At 32.0% G+C, this 21,264-nt stretch carries 21 protein-coding genes; 7 read left to right on the top strand and 14 right to left on the bottom strand.

All coding sequences use genetic code 11. The features are described from left to right. Positions 1-22 precede the first annotated feature (22 nt). The 4 genes from P163_RS09905 to lptB are packed head-to-tail and all read left to right on the top strand — an operon-like array spanning position 23 to position 2,962. Entirely contained in the window at positions 23-988 is a 966-nt protein-coding gene (locus P163_RS09905; protein ID WP_034890293.1) for an SIS domain-containing protein, read from the top strand. Beyond that, the gene (tatC, locus tag P163_RS09900) at positions 988-1,812 is read left to right on the top strand and encodes a twin-arginine translocase subunit TatC (protein WP_034890292.1); all 825 of its coding nucleotides are present in this window, start codon (positions 988-990) and stop codon (positions 1,810-1,812) included. The genes P163_RS09905 and tatC overlap by 1 nt, the downstream gene beginning before the upstream one ends. Before the next feature lie 4 nt (positions 1,813-1,816). Beyond that, a complete protein-coding gene (locus P163_RS09895; RefSeq protein WP_034890290.1) occupies positions 1,817-2,173 on the top strand; it encodes a carboxymuconolactone decarboxylase family protein in 357 nt (118 codons plus the stop codon). Between the two features lie 48 nt (positions 2,174-2,221). Beyond that, on the top strand, positions 2,222-2,962 hold the full coding sequence (lptB, locus tag P163_RS09890) for an LPS export ABC transporter ATP-binding protein (RefSeq protein ID WP_034890288.1): 741 nt from the start codon (positions 2,222-2,224) through the stop codon (positions 2,960-2,962). A 73-nt stretch (positions 2,963-3,035) separates the two neighbouring features. Here the strand turns inward: lptB and P163_RS09885 are convergent, their stop codons facing one another. Beyond that, entirely contained in the window at positions 3,036-3,803 is a 768-nt protein-coding gene (locus P163_RS09885; protein ID WP_034890285.1) for a CDP-alcohol phosphatidyltransferase family protein, read from the bottom strand. Positions 3,804-3,953: 150 nt separating this feature from the next. Between P163_RS09885 and lnt the strand changes: the two genes are divergently transcribed. Continuing rightward, positions 3,954-5,543 carry an apolipoprotein N-acyltransferase gene (gene lnt, locus P163_RS09880; protein ID WP_034890282.1) on the top strand — a complete coding sequence of 530 codons (1,590 nt, stop codon included), beginning with the start codon at positions 3,954-3,956 and terminating at the stop codon, positions 5,541-5,543. A 7-nt stretch (positions 5,544-5,550) separates the two neighbouring features. On the opposite strand, the gene P163_RS09875 is transcribed toward lnt, so the two are convergent. From P163_RS09875 to P163_RS09850, 6 genes are all read right to left on the bottom strand, one after another. Further along, complete coding sequence (locus tag P163_RS09875; protein WP_034890279.1) at positions 5,551-6,951, bottom strand: sugar transferase; 1,401 nt, start codon at positions 6,949-6,951, stop codon at positions 5,551-5,553. Between the two features lie 34 nt (positions 6,952-6,985). Then, the gene (locus tag P163_RS09870) at positions 6,986-7,999 is read right to left on the bottom strand and encodes a glycosyltransferase family 4 protein (protein WP_034894243.1); all 1,014 of its coding nucleotides are present in this window, start codon (positions 7,997-7,999) and stop codon (positions 6,986-6,988) included. Further along, a complete protein-coding gene (locus P163_RS09865) occupies positions 7,999-9,012 on the bottom strand; it encodes a glycosyltransferase family 4 protein (RefSeq protein WP_034890276.1) in 1,014 nt (337 codons plus the stop codon). The genes P163_RS09870 and P163_RS09865 overlap by 1 nt, the downstream gene beginning before the upstream one ends. Then, complete coding sequence (locus tag P163_RS09860; RefSeq protein WP_197055436.1) at positions 8,969-10,273, bottom strand: O-antigen ligase family protein; 1,305 nt, start codon at positions 10,271-10,273, stop codon at positions 8,969-8,971. Before P163_RS09860 ends, P163_RS09865 begins: the two co-directional genes overlap by 44 nt. 61 nt (positions 10,274-10,334) lie before the next feature. Continuing rightward, positions 10,335-11,417, bottom strand: coding sequence for a glycosyltransferase family 4 protein (locus tag P163_RS09855; protein WP_034890272.1), 1,083 nt, complete (start codon positions 11,415-11,417; stop codon positions 10,335-10,337). A gap of 29 nt (positions 11,418-11,446) precedes the next feature. After that, positions 11,447-12,562 carry a glycosyltransferase family 4 protein gene (locus P163_RS09850; protein WP_034890267.1) on the bottom strand — a complete coding sequence of 372 codons (1,116 nt, stop codon included), beginning with the start codon at positions 12,560-12,562 and terminating at the stop codon, positions 11,447-11,449. A 265-nt stretch (positions 12,563-12,827) separates the two neighbouring features. On the opposite strand from P163_RS09850, the gene P163_RS17875 reads away from it, so the two are divergent. Together P163_RS17875 and P163_RS18140 are read left to right on the top strand one after the other, a co-directional pair. After that, the gene (locus P163_RS17875) at positions 12,828-13,202 is read left to right on the top strand and encodes a hypothetical protein (RefSeq protein WP_156100682.1); all 375 of its coding nucleotides are present in this window, start codon (positions 12,828-12,830) and stop codon (positions 13,200-13,202) included. Continuing rightward, the gene (locus P163_RS18140) at positions 13,130-13,579 is read left to right on the top strand and encodes a methyltransferase domain-containing protein (protein WP_081891323.1); all 450 of its coding nucleotides are present in this window, start codon (positions 13,130-13,132) and stop codon (positions 13,577-13,579) included. Before P163_RS17875 ends, P163_RS18140 begins: the two co-directional genes overlap by 73 nt. An 8-nt stretch (positions 13,580-13,587) precedes the next feature. Here P163_RS18140 and P163_RS09840 read toward each other — a convergent pair whose 3' ends face one another. The 7 genes from P163_RS09840 to P163_RS09810 are packed head-to-tail and all read right to left on the bottom strand — an operon-like array spanning position 13,588 to position 21,262. Further along, positions 13,588-14,589, bottom strand: a complete 1,002-nt coding sequence (locus tag P163_RS09840) for a glycosyltransferase family 2 protein (RefSeq protein ID WP_034894240.1) — start codon at positions 14,587-14,589, stop codon at positions 13,588-13,590. A gap of 10 nt (positions 14,590-14,599) precedes the next feature. After that, entirely contained in the window at positions 14,600-16,141 is a 1,542-nt protein-coding gene (locus P163_RS09835) for a glycosyltransferase family 2 protein (protein ID WP_034890264.1), read from the bottom strand. Positions 16,142-16,166: 25 nt separating this feature from the next. Beyond that, positions 16,167-17,318: a glycosyltransferase family 4 protein gene (locus tag P163_RS09830; RefSeq protein ID WP_231556183.1), complete on the bottom strand. Its 1,152-nt coding sequence runs from the start codon at positions 17,316-17,318 to the stop codon at positions 16,167-16,169. Beyond that, positions 17,319-18,548: a hypothetical protein gene (locus P163_RS09825; protein ID WP_034890261.1), complete on the bottom strand. Its 1,230-nt coding sequence runs from the start codon at positions 18,546-18,548 to the stop codon at positions 17,319-17,321. Next, entirely contained in the window at positions 18,526-19,653 is a 1,128-nt protein-coding gene (gene rffA / locus P163_RS09820) for a dTDP-4-amino-4,6-dideoxygalactose transaminase (RefSeq protein ID WP_034890258.1), read from the bottom strand. Before rffA ends, P163_RS09825 begins: the two co-directional genes overlap by 23 nt. Beyond that, a complete protein-coding gene (locus tag P163_RS09815) occupies positions 19,650-20,336 on the bottom strand; it encodes a GNAT family N-acetyltransferase (RefSeq protein ID WP_034890255.1) in 687 nt (228 codons plus the stop codon). The genes rffA and P163_RS09815 overlap by 4 nt, the downstream gene beginning before the upstream one ends. Continuing rightward, the gene (locus P163_RS09810; RefSeq protein WP_034890253.1) at positions 20,333-21,262 is read right to left on the bottom strand and encodes a glycosyltransferase family 2 protein; all 930 of its coding nucleotides are present in this window, start codon (positions 21,260-21,262) and stop codon (positions 20,333-20,335) included. Before P163_RS09810 ends, P163_RS09815 begins: the two co-directional genes overlap by 4 nt. Positions 21,263-21,264 lie beyond the last annotated feature (2 nt).

Here is a 21,264-nt window from a genome sequence, read left to right as displayed (position 1 = left end):
CGCCAATCAAAATTTTACAAATTTGAAAGTTGAAGAAAAAATTCTTTCAGTAGCCAAAGAAACTATATCCATTGAAGCGAAAGCTATAGCAAATCTAGGTGATCTTTTAACCTCAGACTTTGCAGACGCAGTTCAATACATATATAACTCAAAAGGTAGGGTAATTATTACAGGAATTGGAAAAAGCGCCCTTATTGCTACCAAAATTGTTGCTACTCTTAATTCTACAGGTACTCCGGCCATATTTATGCATGCTGCAGATGCTATTCATGGAGATCTGGGCACAATTTTACCAGATGATACGGTGATCTGTATTTCGAAAAGTGGAAATACTCCAGAAATTAAAGTTTTGGTTCCTCTTATAAAAAATTTTCATAATAAGCTTATTGGAATAACCGGAAATCCAGATTCATTTCTAGGATTGCAATCTGATTTTGTATTAAATGCGTATGTAGAAAAGGAAGCTTGTCCTAATAACCTTGCTCCCACTACAAGTACTACCGCACAACTTGTTTTAGGTGATGCACTTGCCGTTTGCCTGCTAAATCTAAGAGGATTTTCAAGCAAAGATTTTGCAAAATATCATCCTGGTGGAGCTTTGGGTAAAAAGCTATATTTACGGGTTAGTGATATAACATCACAAAATCTTAAACCAATGGTATTAGCAACTACCAATGTTAAAGATGTGATTGTAGAAATATCTGAAAAAATGTTGGGTGTTACTGCCGTAACAGACAATAATAAGGTGATTGGAATTATAACCGATGGTGATATAAGAAGAATGTTAAGGAATAACGACTCTTTTTTGCATCTAACTGCTTCAGATATTATGAGCAGTAAGCCTAAAACAATAAACAATGATGCTATGGCTATTGATGCCTTAGATGTATTAGAAGAAAATAAAATATCGCAGCTTATTGCCGAAGAAAATGGTAATTATGCAGGAGTAGTTCACATTCATAATCTTATTAGAGAAGGTATTATATAATGGCAAAAGTAAAGAACCACAACGACGAAATGTCGTTTTTAGATCATTTAGAAGATTTAAGATGGCATTTAATTCGTGCTACCCTTGCAGTTATAATTGCTGCTACCATAGCATTCTTTTTAAAGAGTTTCATTTTTGATCATATCTTATTTGGCCCAAGTCATCCAGATTTCTGGACATACGATATTCTCTGTAGAATTTCTACTTCTGTAGGAATAGACGGTGGATTTTGTGACACTGTAATGAATTTTGGGATACAGAGTAGAACCATGGGAGGACAGTTCTCTGCACATATTTGGGTAGCCATTACTGCTGGTTTCATTATCGCTTTTCCTTATGTTCTTTATGAACTATGGAAATTTACAGCTCCTGCTTTAAAGGAAAACGAAAGAAAAAATGCTCGTGGATTTATTATAATTTCCTCTTTCCTATTTTTTATAGGAGTACTTTTTGGATATTACGTGATTACTCCACTATCTATCAATTTTCTTGGTAAATACCAGGTAAGTGATCAGGTTTTAAATCAATTTGATCTTAGCAGCTACATTAGTCTTGTTAGAGCTTCTGTAATTGCTAGTGGCCTTATTTTTGAGCTGCCAATAATCATATACTTTCTAACCAAAGTTGGCGTTCTAACCCCACAGTTCTTAAGAACTTATAGAAAATATGCGTTGATAATTGTTTTAATAATTTCTGCAGTTATTACTCCACCAGATATTGTGAGCCAGATCATTGTAGCAATACCGGTATTGATACTTTACGAGGTAAGTATTTTTATTTCAAAATTAGTTTATAAAAAAGAAGAAGAAAAATTAAGTAATTAAGTTTATGATAGATCAAGTTGATGAGTTCAATTCATACCGTGAGCGTATGAATGATAAGATCCTTAATGATAATAATAAAATTATTAAAAGGATCTTTAATTTAGATACCAATGCATTTGCACCTGGAGCATTAGATGTAAAAACTAAGGAGCTTTTAGGCTTGGTAGCATCTACTGTTTTAAGATGTGATGATTGTGTAAAGTATCATTTAGAGACCTCTTATAAAGAAGGCCTAAAGAAAGAAGAAGTTGTGGAAGCACTAAGTATAGCAACGCTTATTGGCGGAACTATTGTTATACCTCACCTTAGAAGAGCTTACGAATTCTGGGATGCTCTAGAGAACAAGGAAAAAATATCATAAAGCTGCAGACTTAAAAAAAGTCTTTATCTTAGTCTTACAAATACATATATGAAATTAGTTGCCCAAAATTTAGTAAAATCATACAAAGGAAGATCTGTTGTAAAAGGCATTAATGTTGAAGTAAATCAAGGAGAGATCGTTGGTTTGCTTGGACCTAATGGTGCCGGAAAAACAACTTCTTTTTATATGATAGTGGGCCTAATTAAACCTAACGGTGGAAAGATCTTCTTAGACAAACAGGAAATAACCAAGTTCCCCATGTACAAGAGAGCGCAATATGGTATTGGTTATTTAGCACAGGAAGCTTCCGTTTTTAGAAAACTAAGTATTGAAGACAATATTATGAGTGTTCTGGAACTTACTAAGCTCTCCAAGAAAGAACGTCATCTTAAAATGGAATCCCTAATTGAAGAATTTGGACTTAATCATATTAGAAAAAGTAGAGGAGATCTTTTAAGTGGTGGAGAAAGAAGAAGAACAGAAATTGCCCGAGCCTTGGCTACAGATCCTAGTTTTATTTTACTAGATGAACCATTTGCCGGAGTAGATCCTGTGGCGGTAGAAGATATTCAGAGAATTGTTGCTCAGCTAAAAGACAAAAATATTGGAATTCTAATTACAGATCATAACGTTCAGGAAACACTAGCCATTACAGATAGAACGTATTTAATGTTTGAAGGAAGTATTCTAAAACATGGGGAGCCAGAAGAATTGGCTGCAGATGAAATGGTAAGAAAAGTGTACTTAGGTCAGAATTTTGAACTCAGAAAGAAGAAATTGTTTCAATAGAACAATTGGTATAAATATAAAACCCGTCTGGAATTTAATTCAGACGGGTTTTTATTTACATGACTTTCATCTTTTACACTGCAGTAGTTTTCCTATTTATAATTAACGATAATAGAACATAACTTACTATTATTATAGGTATAGCTATAAATTGAAGTAAGACAAGTAATATCACACAATAAATCAAGAATAAATATCTCACTTTATTTGGGGCAAAGGACCAATCAGAAAATTTGAGTGCGAAAAGAGGGATTTCTGCATTAATCATATAGCAGCTTACCAAAGTTAATCCAATTAAGAACCATTCATTTAAAATGATAGCTACTGCAATAGGATGCGGCTGGAAGGCTAAAATTAAGGGTAAACTTAAAATTAATAATGCATTTGCCGGGGTTGGTAGTCCTATAAAAGAATCTAGCTGTCTATCATCTATATTGAACTTAGCCAATCTATATCCTGAAGCAGCCGTTACCAGTAAGCCTAAAAGTGCTATTAATGGAAATGGGAATTCAAACCAGTTTGCCGTAGAATGACTTTCCCAACTACCAGTATAGGTACTCCAATCTCCGGGAAGTGCTTTTATCAGTAATTTAAACATAACGATTCCAGGAACCAATCCGCTCGTGATCATATCGGCCAAAGAGTCTAGCTGCAGTCCTAATTCGCTTTTTACATTTAAACTTCTAGCAGCAAGACCATCAAAAAAGTCAAAAAATATTCCCAACCCTACAAACATAGCTGCCATTATAAGGTTTCCCTGCACTGCAAAGATCACCGCTACACTTCCGCATAGCATGTTTAAAAGTGTAATTATATTAGGAATATGTCGTTTTAAAGCCATAAGATATTTTTCAGTAAAAATACTAAAGTAATTGAATGATAGATTAAGCTATGCAATTTAATGAAGGTGCATGTCAAAATTTATAAGTTTTTAACTTTCTTCTGACGTTATACCTCTTCAAATTGTTATTTTTGAGGAGAATTGCTCTTTATGAAGAATTTATTATTAGCTCTTAGCAGCGGGATTCTATTGGCTCTAGCCTGGCCTACTTACGGATTTCCATTTTTACTTTTCTTTGCCTTTATCCCATTACTTTATGCTGAATATAAAGTTAGAAACTCCCAAAAAAGCTATATAAAATTAAAGGTCTTGGCCCTTTCCTATATCAGTTTTTTAATTTGGAACATCATTACCACTTATTGGCTATACAATTCTACTGCATTTGGAGGAATCTTCGCCATTACAGTAAATTCTCTTTTAATGGCTGTGGTATTTCTTATTTATCATATTGTAGCTAAAAAAACGAATTTCAGAGCTTCCACCGCATTTTTAATTTGTATTTGGATAGCTTTCGAAAAACTTCATTTAGGATGGGAATTCTCATGGCCGTGGTTAAATCTCGGTAATGGGTTTTCAGAATACCCAAAGGTCATTCAATGGTACGAATATACCGGTACTTTTGGAGGCACCCTATGGATCTGGCTGGCTAACATGGCAGGATTCAAATTAATACTAACCTATGTTCAATTTCAGCAGAAAGAGGTTATTTATAAAGGAGCATTAAAGATCTTATTGATCATTGGTTTGCCTATAGGAATCTCGCTCTATTTATTTAATACTTATGCAGAAGCGAAGGATAAAATGGAAGTTGTAATTCTACAACCAAATATTAATCCTTATACAGAGAAATACAATACAAACGATGCTAGAATTGGACAGTTACTTTTAGAGTTAAGCGAGGAGAAGGTTACAGACAACACAGCATTAATAGTAGCTCCAGAAACTGTTTTTGCTGATGGTACAGTATTGTCTAAATTTTCAAATTCTGAAGCTGATTACTTTTCCAGAGAGATCTTAAGAAAATATCCTAAAACAAATTTCTTAAGCGGTATCTCATTTTACGAACGTTTTCATGACCCTAGAATGGTAAGAAAGCAAAGCAATCAAATAGGTGAGAATGATTGGTATGACGATTATAATTCGGCATTTTTACGAAATGGGCAAGATAGTACACAACTATATCACAAATCTAAATTAGTGGTTGGTGTTGAGAATTTTCCATACCAAAGTGTACTTAAGCCAATTTTAGGAGATGTAATGATAGATCTTGGTGGAACGGTAGCAATGAAAACCACTCAAAAAGACAGAGAGGCATTTGCATTAAATAATGATATGGAGACCGCGCCTATAATTTGTTATGAATCTGTTTATGGAGAATATGTAACCGGTTATATTAAAAATGGTGCTAATTTTTTAAGCATAATTACCAATGATGCGTGGTGGGGCAATACGCAAGGCCATAAACAACATTTAAGTTATGCCAGACTTCGTGCTATAGAAACCAGAAGATCTGTAGTTAGAAGTGCTAATACTGGAATTTCTGCTTTTATAACTCCTAAAGGAGAGATCACTAAAAGCTTAGCTTATGAAGAACGAGGTAGCATAAAGAGCGAAATCACTTTAAATTCTGACAAAACATTTTATGTAAGTTTTGGAGATTATATTGCCCGAATATCAATTTTAATTGGAATTATAATCTTTGCTTTCTCTTTTATAAAACATACCAAGAGTAGGAAATAACTTAAACCTACTGACCTCTAAAAAATATTACAGCACTTAAGGTTTTAAGCATAATATCCAGATCTAAGAACAACCCTCTATGTTTTATATAATACAGATCATACTGAAGTTTTTCTAAGCTATCGTCATGACTAGAACCATAATTAGCCTTTACCTGCGCCCATCCCGTAAGTCCTGGTTTAACAATATGTCTTGTTTTATAGAGAGGTATCATTTTAGATAATTCTTTAACGAATACCGGCCGCTCTGGTCTTGGACCAATTATACTCATCTCTCCCTTTAATATATTAAAGAATTGAGGAAACTCATCTAATCTTGTTCGCCTAAGAAACTTCCCAAAACCTTTAATTCGAGCATCGTTCTTTTCTGTCCACTGCGGGCCATTTTTTTCAGAGTTTTCTGGCATTGTTCTAAATTTTAAAATTTTAAAACTTTTTGCATTTTGCCCTACCCGTTCCTGAGAATAAAACAATGAACCTCGATTTCCTATCAGATTCCCTACCGCTATAAATGGAATTAAAATTGCGCATACTATCAATCCTAATAGCGAAAAGATAAGATCAAAAACCCTTAAAAAAAATAAATAGAACTTATTCTGATTACTTCGGCTAAATAGAAATACTTTATAAAAATCTTTCCCGATATATTGAACAGGGACGCGGTGGGTTAGATCTTCGTAAACCTGAATATAATCTTTTATGGAGAATCCTTGAATTAGTAAATTATTTAACTGCTTTAGCAAAGTTAAGTCTACTCCATCCTTTGTATTATTATTGGTACTTGCCACCACAATCTCTGTAATTCCTTGTTCCCTAATGGTACTAGATAGATGTCTGGGTACAAATTCTATAAGTTTGTTTCCTAAAGAAATAACTTCATCTTTAGACGTATTTATATAGCCAACGATAGCGTAATTAGGGTCAGATTTTTGCAGCGCCTTTACCATTAAACCTAATTCTGAAGCATTACCTATTAACAAGACCTTTTTGTAAAACCTAGGTGCAGAAATAATAGTGATGTATGCAAATCTCCAAAGTAAAAGCGCACCTACAATAGCCAGAAAAAAGAACAGGATCTGCAATCTATTTTCTGGTAGACTTGGCGTATAGAATGGCGTAAGAATAAAGAACAAAACCGTAACAGAAGCTGTAAAAATAATGTTTTGTCCTACTTTCTCAAATTTGCTCGCTTTCTGAAGGTCATACAGCTCAAACACACTTCCAAAAACAGTTAAATATAAAACAAGCATAAATGTCCAGATCCAGTTATAGGAAGTAACCTGAAAATAATCAAAATTAAAAATGACGCCTACAATGCTAAGTGTAAGAAGCACCGCTAAAATATCGATAATTCTGAGCAGCACTTTGCGCTCTGATATTTCAAAATGTACAGAGGTATTTTTAGACATTATATTCGGTTAGGGGACTTAAATATAATTATTTTCAGTTTAGTATTTTAAACCACTCATTTTTAGCAGATTCCCAGCTATAATTCTCCAAATTTAATCTGGCATCCAAACATATTTTTTCTACCAACTCTTGATTTTCAAGAAGATAACAGATAGCTTTACTCATAGCAACCTCATCACCAGCATTTACTAAAACACCACTTTTCCCGCCTTCAATAATATATGAGATTCCCCCTACATTAGTTGAAATAACAGGAAGACCAAGGGCCATAGCCTCTAAAACACTCACGGGAATATTATCAATAAAACTGGTATTTAAAAAGATGCTAAAATCATCTGAGAGTTGTATCCATTTTTCCTTTTTCAACTTTCCTTTAAAAGTAATGTTCAAATTGTTTGAAAGAGCATATTTTTTACAAATCTCTAAAGTACCATCCTTATCCGGACCCACCATACAGAGATGAGCATTAGGGAACCTTTCAAGAATCAATTGAAATGCTTTAATAGCCATCATAGGGTTGTATATCTCATCAAAAGCTCTTACCCATAACAATTTTGGACGCAACTCCTTTCTAAGCTTAAATTTGTAACTCTTAAGATCTAGTGAATTTGGAATATATACTACATTATTGAATGCTAAACCGCTCACCTCCTCTTTAAGATATTTTGAGGGAGAAACAATAACAAAAGCTTTAGCTAGAAGCGAGGTACTTGCCTTTTTTGATCTATTAAATCTAGATATGAGATCTCCGCCATGTAAAATGGGAATATATTTTATATCAAATAAAATAGAAAGCTTACTCAATATCACTGCGTACCAAAAATTTTGAGTACTATATACATCAATAAGAACATAACTAGACTGGGATCTATTTTTAAGAAACACCCATATCATCTCTAAAAGCCTAATTATTTTATTGGTTTTAGAAGAAGCTGAAAAAACTTTGAATTCTTCTGCAGTCAGGTTTTCTACCAACTTATTATGGGTAGTTGGATTAGTTTGTGAATTTGAAACCTTATTACCTATATAAATAATGCTTGGCTTCATTACTGGAGTAATAAATTCCACTTATTTTTTATAAGCTCCCAATCAAAATTGTCTACTTTTTCCCGAGCATTTAATGTCATAAGATTAGCTTTCTTCTGATTGTTTAGAAGATACAAAATTGCAGAGACCATTTTATCCTTATTATGAGAAGGAACCAATAAACCATCCTTATTATTTTCAATAAGAAAATGCATTCCACCAACATCTGTAGATACAATAGATAAACCCAGTGCCATAGCTTCTATTACACTAATAGGGGTGTTGTCTATATTAGTAGTGTTCAAGAAAATATCATAATTCACAGATAATTTTGCCCACTCTTTTTTTCTAAGTTTTCCTGGAAATTTCACGTCAAGATTATTCTTTTCTGCGAATGCTTTACATTTAGCCAAGGCACCATCTTTCTCAGGCCCAACCATACATAGCGAAGCTTTTGGGAAGTGTTGCTTTAATTGCTCCAAAACTTCAACCGCCATCATTGGGTTATATCTATTCTGAAACCTCCGTACCCACAATAATTTAGGGTTAAATTCTAATCTATTTTTAAATGGATATTTTTTTAATTCTACAGAATTTGGAATGATCTGCGTATTAGAGAAACCCGCATTTACAAAGACATCGTATAAGAATTTTGAAGGAGCTACATTCATCTTCGCATTTCCAAATAGACTTTTGCTAAATTTTGGAGAATGTGTTATCCTCTCTGGAAGATTTCCTCCATGCAGTATAGGTATGTACTCAAGATCGAAAAACTGGCACGCTTTTCCTACCATATAAGCGTAATAAAAATTTAACGCTCCATAGGTATCTATAAGAACCACATCTGTAGACTTATGATATTTCATAATAAGACCTAACATTTCTAATAAACGTAAAGCCTTATTATTTTTATTAGACGCAGTTCTAACGGCATAGCCCTCTTTCTTCAACACTTTGCTAAAAAAGGATATATACGTAGCTGTAAAGCTGTTAATGGTTAAGTCGTTTCCTATATACAGGATTCTTTTTTTCATCTACGATATATAATAATGCAAGGCCATACACAAAACCGGGCAAAGCTATTCTCATAGCAGAGTGATTTATGGTTAGAAACCAAAATGCTAAGAAAGCTAAAAAATAATAATTGTTCTTGAATTTAAACCAAAATACTACGGGTACAAATATAAGAATTAGAATGGCAGCTAACCCCAACAATCCATGTTCAGATAATAATCTACTTATTTCATTGTGAGAGGCAGTTGCAGAACCAACTTCGTCAGACCGATACTCTTTAGCTTTACCAACCCCTACTCCCATTATAGGGTTATTATAAAATCCTTGCAATTCGGTTTCAATAAGTTCTGCTCTACCTGTTGTAATGTCATCTTCTAATTTTCCGGCAGCGTCTCTATTAGTATATCTATACGTTATTAATCCTTGTGTTTTTATTGTAGTATACATCCAAATAATTATTAAAGCTCCTAAAAAAATACCTGATTTTCTTAGTAGTTTTAGTTGATCTATTCCTTTCTTTTTTTGATAGAAAATAAGAACGAAGGCAATTATACAAATGATACCTGTTAATACTCCTCCTCTAGAAAAGGTAACCATTGCTCTAAAAAACATCATCCCAAAAATTATCAAATCTATTAAATTGATCATTTTATTTTTTACGACAAAAAGTCGTGAACATGCTAAAAAAGCACCCAAGCCCATCACTGTTGAGATTTGATTAGGTCCATACCCTCCAGAGGCTGCGTAATTAGATCCAGTTCCACTCATTAAAGCCTCGCCAATATTAGGTGTGTAAAAATATAGATAAGTCATATTAGCTACTAGAGGCATCAATAATAGTATTATCAAATTATTGAATTGATCAGCACTAATTTTTTTATAATAGCAGTACAAAGCACTAACCCCTAAACAAACCGGCCCACTTAAATTAAATGCTATGGCTTTACGGAAAACCACATCATAATTTAAAGTTATGGAGGCCATTATGATCCCAGGAATTAGAATCAATAAATAGAGCCAATATGGTACTGTTTTAGAAGATGTCCCTTTGTAGAACATACCTAACACCAAAAATATTATTACCGAATATTTCCCGGTTTCATAAAAAACCATGGCTCCATTCATTCTATAAAATACTTCTGCCCCAGCAATATATGCTGCAGCCATTAAAGCTTCATTATTTTTATTATCCTTAAGAACTATATAGAACACGAAGAAAACCATTGTCCCTAGTAAAAGGATAGAGGCAGATGGCCTGTAAGCATAGACCAGATATCCCATAAAAATATGAGCAACTAATATCTGGAGGTAACCAATGTTTGTAAAACTTTTTATAGCTTATCTAATTAGTTATTAGTATTGAATTATAAAACTCAATTAATCTGGAAACTACTGTACTTGGCGAATATTTTTTAGTGATATCATTATGGAATTTCAAAGCATCAGTTTTCGCTAATTCTCTATTAGAGTAGTAAGTGTTAAATGCTTTGGACAAATAGATGTGATCTTCTTTTCCTACAACTATACCATTATTTTTAATTACATCTTTACAATGCCCTACATCTGTAGAAACCACACAGAGACCTGCCAAACCATACTCCAGAAGTGCTACTGGTAATCCTTCCGACCTTGAGGAAATCACCCCTAAATCTGCCTGTTTAAGTAAAAAAATTACATTTCTCCTAGAGCCGTAGTAAAACATCTTTTTATTAGTTCCTGAATTTTCTAATTCTTTCAATATTTTTTCAGAATATAAAGTGTCTAGATCATTTCCTATAATATGCAAACTAACATTCTTATTTTTAGCAAATTCCTTAAAAGCTTTTATAAGATTAGAGTAATCTTTTTCAGGTCTTAAATTTGCAACACAAATAATTTTAAATGCATCAGCTTCTCCCTTTAAAGTTAGATCTCCAACTTTCGAAGAAGAATTATTCAAAACAAAATTCGGCAAATCGATTACATTTTTACAATTCAAATTCTCTTTTGCCCAATTACTCAAAGATATATTAACGGTTATAATACCATCAAAAAAGCGAGAAATAAATCTTAGAGTATTCAATTCAAAAAAATTCATTTGATTACTAGCTCCGTTATGTACATGCCAAACAAGTTTAAAATTTGGCCATAACATTTTAACTAAGCTAGCAATGAAATATGAGCTTCCATGCGCTTGTACTACATCAATATTATGGTATTTAATGAAATTCTTTAATTTGAAGATGGCATTAGTATCTAAAATGCTCTTTTTATTCAAAAAAACATAATTAACCGTAGTATGCAATTCTTCTTTTAAAAAACCATCCAAACGGGTACAGCATAAAAAAGAACTCTCAATTCTTTCTGCCAAAGCATTGGCATAGGAAACTGACATTTTCTCTGCTCCACCTAATCTTAAAGAATCTATTAGTTGAAGAACTTTCATGGTTTTATAGACTTTTTAAAGATCATTATCTATATTTTAATTACGCTCTTTATCGCCTCATCAAAAAACTCTAAAGTGTATTGCTGAGACCATTCCATAGCGTTTTCCGACATTTCTTGCAGTTTTGATATATCAGATAATTTATCCTCAATTTTTCTTGTTGCACTTTCCACATTAGGCTCTATTAAAATTCCTCTTTTGCCATAATCCAACATCCAGTCCACACAAGAAATATTGGTAGCAATGGGGATACATCCAAAATACATGGCTTCAGCAATTGCCTTTGGCCAACCTTCAGATTTTGAAGCCAAGATCAAAAAACGGGAATTACAATAGGCCTCTTTTACTATTTTCAAATTTTGATTTCCCATTAACTTAATAAAAGGATCTAAATTATTAATAGTTATATATTCTTCTAACTCTTTTTTCATATCACCATTACCATACATTTCTAAGGTAACTGGAATTCTCTTCTGTATAAGATTTTCTATTAACTTGATTGTAAAGAAAGGTCTTTTACCTTCGTTTAACGTTCCTACAAAGACAAATTTATAAGGGGTAGTTATTTTCTTAATTGAGTTTATCTTTTCAGTTCTGCTAAATGACGCTGTAAAAAAGGGAATAATATTTTTAGTTTGACCATCCCACTCACCATAAACCAAAACTTTGATATTCTTACTAAGTCTTGCATTACTTAATATCTTCTTTTGCCATTTATAACTCCAAGGTTGTTCTGCATTGGGGTCCCAATTACCAGCATACTTAACTGTCTTAGGTTTCTGGGGAAAAAATATTTGCAAAACACAACCAATAAGCCCAATGTTTCCGGGACATCTTAAATGAATATGATCTGCGGCATTCATTGCTTTTATAATTCTAAAAACAATAAATGGCATCTTAAAGACGCTTTTTAAAGTCATTAAATGGCTTGAGAAAGAAATTTGAGGGATTCTCTTAAAGCTAATAGTATCTTTTAAATATTTTGATTCTATTGATGTAATTGAACCTTCAGATAATGGTGCAACTACAATCACATCAGAAGCATATTTAAACCATATATTCATCTCTCTAACGTAGGGCTCGTAAGAATAATATTCTTCATTCTTTTGTTTATGCAGAATATGTGTAATTACAGCTAACTTCATGTTATTTCTAAGGCAATTTGAGAAGTGCAAGATATTAATTTACACTTTTATAAATAGCACATTTCTATTTACTTGCATTAACTTTTAATTTTAGTATTATAAGATTTTAAAAGATGATAATTAAATGTAATATTGAGCTCTAATACATTTTGTTATTATAGTTTTCGAATTCTGTAAATTGAAGTTTTAACTTCATGAATTAAATAAACACCGCTTTGTGAAAAAGTTTCTGAATACTATTCTGCCGTATAAAAAAAGACGGGAGATGCGAAAAATCTTAGATAAAAATCTAAATTCCTTTACGAGAAAACTAAATTATAGATATAAATTCTCAGGAGTTTACTGTCCATATTGTAAAAATTATTTTAAAAAATTCGATGAATTTGGAGCATCAATTCGGCACAACGCTCAGTGTCCTGTTTGTAAAAGTCTGGAAAGACATAGAATGATTTACCTATTTCTTAAAGAAAAAAGTTTAGTTTTTGAAAATTCTAAAACAATCAATCTACTTCACGTAGCACCTGAAAAATGTATTTATGATAAGATTAAATATTCAAATCATATTGAATATTTTCCACTAGATCTATATCCAGATTATTACTACTATTTAAATGGCCCAGCGTTAATAAAGGGGACGTAACAGACCTTGAATTTGAAGACGAAAAGTTTGACTTTATATTTTGTAATCACGTACTAGAGCATATTCCTGATGATACTAAAGCCATGAGCGAACTATTTAGAGTCTTGAAAAAAGGTGGAAGTGCTGTTCTTTTAGTTCCAATTGATGTTCAATTATTAGAAACGTTCGAAGACTTTGGTATAACAGACCCAAAAGAAAGAGAAAAAGCTTTTGGCCAAGGTGATCATGTAAGGTTATATGGAAAAGATTACGTAGATAGATTAGCAACAGCAGGTTTCAAAGTTTCTGCTATAGATTACTGGAATACTTTATCTCAACGTGATCGCTTTAAATATGGAATTTTAGAATATGAATTGATCTATTTTGTAGAGAAATAGAATTGGAATTAATTTCCCATCTTTGGTTTATTATAAATCAAACTAAACCAACCCGCAACTCTTCCTAAGGTTTCTGTAAACGCCGCTTTTTTCTGAGAGGTGGTTATCACATTCCCTAAGCGAATAAGGGTAAGAACAAATGCAATATAATTCCATTTTAGAACAGCAGCTATAGATGGGTTTGGATATTTAACTCGCCAAACATACCAACCGTTTCTTAGTACCATTTTCCCATATTTAAACTGATTAGGTCTTCCCTCCTCTTCATGTAAATGGTATAGTTGCGCACTGGTATTTACAAATAATTTTCCTCTTTTAAATGCTCTTAAACAAAAGTCCATATCTTCATATAAACCATACCCAATAAAATAATCAGAAAATCTCATGTCATCGAAAAGACTTTTCCTGTAAGAGGAAACTCCACCCATAAAAAATTCCACAGGATAAATTTTGCCAGAGGGAGGCAAAAAACTAATGGATAACCCATTAGAAAATTCGGGCATATATCCTGGAGGATGATTACTCAACATCTTCATTTTCTTTCGAAATAAATTCCTGCTGCCTAATTTTCGAGTATATCCATCAATAGAGTATTCATCAAATTGAGCTGGTTGCTCAGCTGTAAACCATTTTATTTCATCTTTTATATAACCTCCTACTCCAATTGCGGTAGGATATGTTTTATAAGTAGAAATTAAATTTTGAAAATAATCTTCGGTTAATAAAATATCATCATCTAAAAAACATATAATTTCTGTAGTACTATTCACCTTGTTAACACCAAAATTTCTCTGTTTGGTAAGCCCTCTATTATCTTCCGTTACTTTATAATATTCTACATTCGTGATCTGATTTTTAGATAATAAGAATTCAGTTTCATTATCTAAAGAACCATCAATTATTAAGATCTGATCTGGATAAAGTGTTTGAATTTTGATAGAATCAAGCAGCCTACATAACGCTTTTGAGCGTTGGTAGGTACAAATTATAAGCGTAAAATGTAATTCCATCGGCGAAAAATTATTCATTCTGTTTAATTAAATACTTGGCCCATTTATTGCTTGCTTCCCATCTCTTTTGCATATTATTATAATATTTAAAAGGATTCTTTATAGTTTGAGAAGCATAGAATTTTAAAAAAAGCACTGTTTTAAAGCCTAATAATTGTTGTTTTGAATAATATTTTAATGCTAAGGCCATTAATGCAGGAGAAGGTTTTGGAGCATATTCTTCTAACAACCAGGGTAGTTTAGGCTTCGTTCTAAATCCTCCCATTGGGGCTTTTAGATGAATAATTTCTAAATCAGGATGATACATAATCTCCTTCCCAAGCTTTCTTAATTGCATTCCAAAATCTACATCTTCTCCATAACTATGCTCAAATACCATAGAAAAACTTATATCTTTTATAGCACTTGTTAATACAATTCCATTTCCAGCTCCAAAAGTTCCCCATTGTTTTACATCTTCATAAATTCTACTTTCTCCTATCTGGATATATGCCGTATTTAAAACCTCCACTCCATATTTTCTTATTTCCTTTAGACCTCTTCTTAAAAGATCATTCTCTATTCTGTTATCGTCATCACAAAAGAAAACCCATTCCGATTTAATTTCCTTTAACGCAATATTTCGAGCGTTACATGCTCCTGTTTGATGGATGTACCTATGAATGATTTCAAATGGATATTCCTCATTAAGTTTTTCTGTCAACTCAGAATGTGCATTTGGACCCTGATTCTGCTCAATTATGATAACTCTCTTAGGTAATAAAGTTTGATTTTTTAGATTATCAAGAACTTGTAAAACATGTTTAGTTCTGCCAATGGTTGGAATTATAACATCTATAGCATTGGAGGTTGTAAATACTTTATTTGAATTAATAGAAATATCTGATAGATCTATCTTCTCCTTAAAAAATTTCGATCTAAAGAAAGATGCAATAAAAGAGATTAAAGAAAATCCCTTTTCATATTTAAAAATGCACCAAAAAAGAACAACAACCCTAAAACTTTTATAATGCTGAAATACAAAAGAAAAAAGTTCATTCTTAGTAGCAGTGTATTTCAGACTTGATATTTTTCCTATTTTAATTAAACTTGGTGCACTATAACAAAAAAGACCATTTTGTTGTCCAAGTTTAGCAATAGAGTTGATTAAATATTCAAAGTTATGAATATTATTAAAAAGATGTTTAAACTTTGAGATCACCTCTCCCTTCATTCCGCCAACATCACCACTCATTCTCCAAGTAGCATAGGTTAATTCAGACAGAACATTCGCAAAAGGTAATTGATCTACATATCCAATGCTTTGAGGAAGATACATGGTATTTACACCATAGGAAGCCATGATAAGATCATGATGAAACACATTATCCCAAGTTGATAAATCTATATGAGGTTTAAGAGCTAAATCGCACCAAGCAATTATTTCATTTTCAAATTTTTCGGAGAGACTCCAAAAGGCTTCAACACATGAATTAAATTTAATATCTAAAGATTTTCCAGCTTTAAGTACTTCCAGAACTTGACTTGCTTTTTGATGGACTATTAATATCATAAATTGAAATACTATTTAAAAATGGTTAAACTTTAAAATCTAAGATAACTTTCCTGTAAAATTCAATATTTTGCAAGACAACTACATCTGTTGAGAATTTAGATAATACTTGCTTACGAGCAGCTTTGCCCATTTGTTCATTCAAGTGATTTTCATTCATTAACTTAACGATCTTACTGGCATAAGAGGCATGATCTTTAGGATCTCCTGTAAAGCCTGTTTCGCCATCTATCATTACCTCTGGAGCCCATCCCACATTAGATGTTACCAAAGCCTTTTCCATAGACATAGCTTCTAACCACGTCATTGGCAATGCTTCTGCAAAACTTGGAAGCAGTATTACCTTGGCAGATGCTATGTAGTTTTGAACTTCCGAATAACTTACTTCTTGTAAATGTTCTACCATAGATTTGGCCTCTTTACTTAGCGAAGTTATAAATAATTCTAAAGTCGATTTGTTTTCAAAAACATCTACCACATCTTTTCCTAATAAGAGAAGTTTAGCATTTGGTTTCTCTTGTACTACTTTATTAAAGATACTAGCTAATTCTAATACTCCCTTTTTACGAATTATAGTACCAAAATATAGCAACAAGTTTTTATCAACCTTTAAGGTTGAAGGCATAAAATTATTTGGATCTAGACTGTTATGAATAACTGTTATCTTCTTTTCTAATTTAAAGATATCAGATGTTACTTTTGCTGTAAAAGCACTTACAGAAATTATTGCATTTGCAGCTTGCAAGGCTCTTTTTTCAAATAATCTATTCTTAGGCTTTTGTTCTCTATTTTCTAAATGGCAAAAATAACCATCAGAGCCATTAAGCCTTATCACCAAAGGACATTTGAACTTCATAAAAGCAGTGATCCCTGTCCAGTCTGGAGCTTCTAAAAGATCTATAGATTTTTCTTTTACTTTTTTATTTATGTATTGCTGAAGATATTTCCTGTAAAAATAAAAGCCACCAAATTTATAGCTCTTTTGTTTTATAAGATAAAAATTGATTTTTTTTTCTTTAAAAGTTTTGTTTTGATCTTGAGCATATATAAAAATACTCACTTCCATACCTTGATGTATCAGCGAGTGTGCGAGATTTTTAATACTGGTGCCCAAACCTCCGGAACTATTGGTGAATGAATGAGGATATTCTGGAGTTATGAAGGCAATATGCATCATTTAATAAATTCGGTTTAATATTTTGAAAACTCCATACCCTGCAAGGATACAAAAGAAAAATAAATTGATATTTTTTAACAGAAAGTGAATTTTATTTACCCTTATTAGATCGCTATAATATGCAATTAACAGAATAAATATAGGACTAAGCCACCTCATTTCAACATAAGAAATTATAATCAATGAAAATATAATAAGCATTATTAAAGCTACACCGGGAGAAAATAGATTTAAACTGATACTTCTGTTTTTTAATATCTCTAAAAATAGGTAACCTAAACATATTAACAATATAAACCCTAGTCCTCTAGAGCTATAAATAAATACATGTACCAGATCCTTTACAAATTCTTTTAAGGTAAATGAAACATCAAAAAATAAACCTTGAAGAATTCCATCTGGTAATGATTTATCTCCATTTATTTTTAAATATTCATCTGTTTGTTCCCAACTAGGATGATAATAATTTGGCAATTTCCCATTATTAACCATAATTTGAGCTAAATATTGACGCTGAGTCCAAGTTGCATGCACCTCTTCTGGAGGTGACTTTCTATCGTAAGATAAGTTCCCGTTTGAAACTAGCGATGGTAAATTACAGAATAAAAATATAGCTAACAGTACTAATGGAATCCAGCTTCTCTTATTCAAATTAATCCCAACTTTTACCATAATAAATAATCCTATAAGGATTACCGGTAAATAAACGAGATACAATTCTCTAGTAAAAGCAGCTATTAAAAGGCTTATTAATGCTAAATTCACGCTGTAACTTTCCTTATTAGCTGCCCTTCTTATTTCATTTAAAAAAACAACTAAACTGAACACGAATAAGGTATCATTAGTTCCACTATAAAAATACCCAACAGTACTAATATAAAATATCAAAAAGCTAAAACCAATTTTGCTCAATTTTCTAAAATAGAAATAGAAGAGCAACAATATCAATAAGATCACATTTATCAACCTAAGCGCAACCACTTTTCCTGTTAAAATAGATAGAGGGTAAACAAGCCCCAAATAAGGGATAGATATGTTTTTAGAAATAGCAGTATACCAACCTTTAGTTTCAATAAGATTAAGATCGTTCAAGAATACTATCTCATCTACACTATCTCCCGGAAGTGTTAAAAAATAGTATGCGCTCAGAGACGCATATATTACCGTTAAACACAAAAAGACGATCTCAAAAAACTTTCCAGAATGTTTAATGAAATTTTTTAAGTACATCTATCACCTTATTTATTTCTAACTCAAAAAAGAAGGGCAATCTCACTAGCCGCTCTGTATAAATATCTGAGTTGGATAATTGAAAATATTCGTTATTCTTTCTATAGTATTCACTCGAATGTAAACTAACATAATGAAATACCGCTAAAATTTCATTTTCTCTAAGAAATTCTATGAGTCTGCTTCTCTGTTCTAAAGATTTGCATACTAAATAAAACATATGGGCATTATTACTTGCATATTCAGGAATAAATGGAAGTCTTATTTCATTTTGTGAGGCCCAATCTTTCAGCTCTTCGTTATATGTATTCCATAATTGAAGCCTTTTTTGTTGGATACTTTCTATGTTTTCTAATTGTGCCCAAAGAAAAGCAGCAACAATTTCAGAAGGTAAGAACGAAGAACCTATATCTACCCATTCATATTTATTGATCTCACCTCTAAAAAATTGTTCCCTATTTGTACCCTTTTCCCAAATAATCTCTGCTCTTTCCACAAAATTGTCATCATTTATAACCAACATCCCTCCTTCTCCGGAGATAATATTTTTAGTTTCATGAAAAGAAAATGCTGCCAAGTGTCCAATAGAACCTAATGCCTTTTGAATTCCGTTTCTATCTGTATAGTATGCTCCAATTGCTTGAGCCGCATCTTCTACTACAAATAGATCATATTTTTTCGCAAGATCCATGATCAAATCCATATTACACGCCACACCTGCATAATGAACCGGTACAATTGCTTTTGTTCTAGGAGTAATCAAACGCTCTAGAGAATGTTCATCGAATCCCGGGTATGTGTTTTTGCTATCTGCAAAAATTATCTTGGCACCTCGTAAAACAAATGCATTGGCAGTAGAAACAAAAGTGTAAGAAGGCATTATAACCTCATCTCCCAGCTGAATATCTAGTAAGATAGCTGCCATTTCCAAGGCATCTGTACAAGATGTGGTAAGTAGGCACTTGTTAAAACCAAATTCCTGCTCAAAAAAATGTTGACATCTTTTAGTGAAATTACCGTTGCCAGAGATTTTACCAGACTTTACTGCCTCTTCAATGTAGCGAGATTCATTTCCTGTAAAATATGGTTTGTTGAAGGGAATCATAATTTCCAATAATGTTTAATATATTTCTTAGTTATTAATTCGAATCCCATTTTTGTATAAAAGTCAACAGCTACATTATTTTCAGATTGAGTAACCACATTTAGTATTTCAATATTACTTTTATGTAAATATGATTCTAAGCTATGTATTAAAATTCGACCAATTCCTTTTCCTTGTTGATTCTCGTTTACAGCTAATAAACCTATAGAACCAGAATCTTTTCCCACATTACAAGTCACAAATCCAGTAATCTTTTCATCCTTGAAAAAAATTAAGAAGATATCTGCAAATTGTGAATTTATAGAATTATCAATCCATTTTTCATATAATTCCTGAAACTGTTTTTCGGAGAATTTTGGGTCTAATTTAAAACGGCTATACTTACCGCTTTCATAAGCTAATTCATAAAGTTCATTTATATCAAATTCTGATAATTGGTTTAGTTCAAATATTTCAGGATGTTTATAGTTTATAGGAATTATTTTTTTTCTAAAATTTAATTGAATTTCAGAATAGCTGTTAAGAAAGTTTGAAAGAGATAAATTAATTTCACATTCTGAATAACAATAAATTAAATCAAAGTGAGCTGCTTTGACGTTTTGCCCAACATTATTTTCAACTTTATACTCTCCAACTTTCAGGTTGAAAAAATTGGAATCCCAACCTTTTAAAATTACTTTCATACAATCTCATCAATTATATACACAGGTCGATTTTTTGTTTGATCGAATATCTTACCTAAATATATTCCACAAACTCCAATGGTAGTAATAATCACACCCGAGAGGAACCAAATGGAAATAATAATGGAACTAAATCCTAACACTTCTATCTTTCCCGTAAAAGCTAAGTTCATATAATAAACACCAACTAAAAATGATAATATAGAAACCAACAACCCAAACTTCATAAATAGTTTTAATGGTTTATTAGAAAATGAAATGATAGTATTAAATGCCAAACTAATCAACTTAGAATAGCTATAACTAGATTTCCCTTCTTCTCTATTGGCATGATCAACCTCTAAAGATGTAACATTAAAACCAACAAATTTGACAAATAAAGGAAAGAATTTTATGTAATCTGATATTTCTAATATTGATGAAATTACCTTCTTTTTGTATATTCCGAAATTTGCAATTTCATGATCGTAATGTGTATCAGTAAATATTTTATAAGATTTAGAAAAAATAAAAGAGGAAGTTTTTTTTAAAAAAGAATCTTGTCTATCAACTCTTTTAGCCAAAACAACATCATAGCCCTCCATTGCCTTTTCATATAGTTTGACAATTTCTTTAGGTTGATCTTGAAGATCACAATCTAGAACCACCACCCAATCCCCTTTAGTTATTGATAAACCAGCCATAATTGCAGGGTGCTGTCCAAAATTTCTACTTAATCTTACAGCAGTTACTTCAACATTTTTTTTTGATATGCTTTGAAGAATACTCCAGCTATTATCTTTACTTCTGTCATCTACAAGAATTATCTCATAAGAAACCTGCATACTCTTCATTACCCTTTCGACCTCTGAAACTAAAAGTTCAAGAGTAGCCTCACTTTGATAAACAGGGCTAACAATAGATAATTTTGGAACAGTATTCTCCATAG

This window comes from Gillisia sp. Hel_I_29, assembly GCF_000744275.1.
Classification (GTDB): domain Bacteria; phylum Bacteroidota; class Bacteroidia; order Flavobacteriales; family Flavobacteriaceae; genus Gillisia.
The sequence above is the reverse complement of the archived record's forward strand: the minus strand, read 5'-3'. Positions and strand labels throughout refer to the sequence as shown.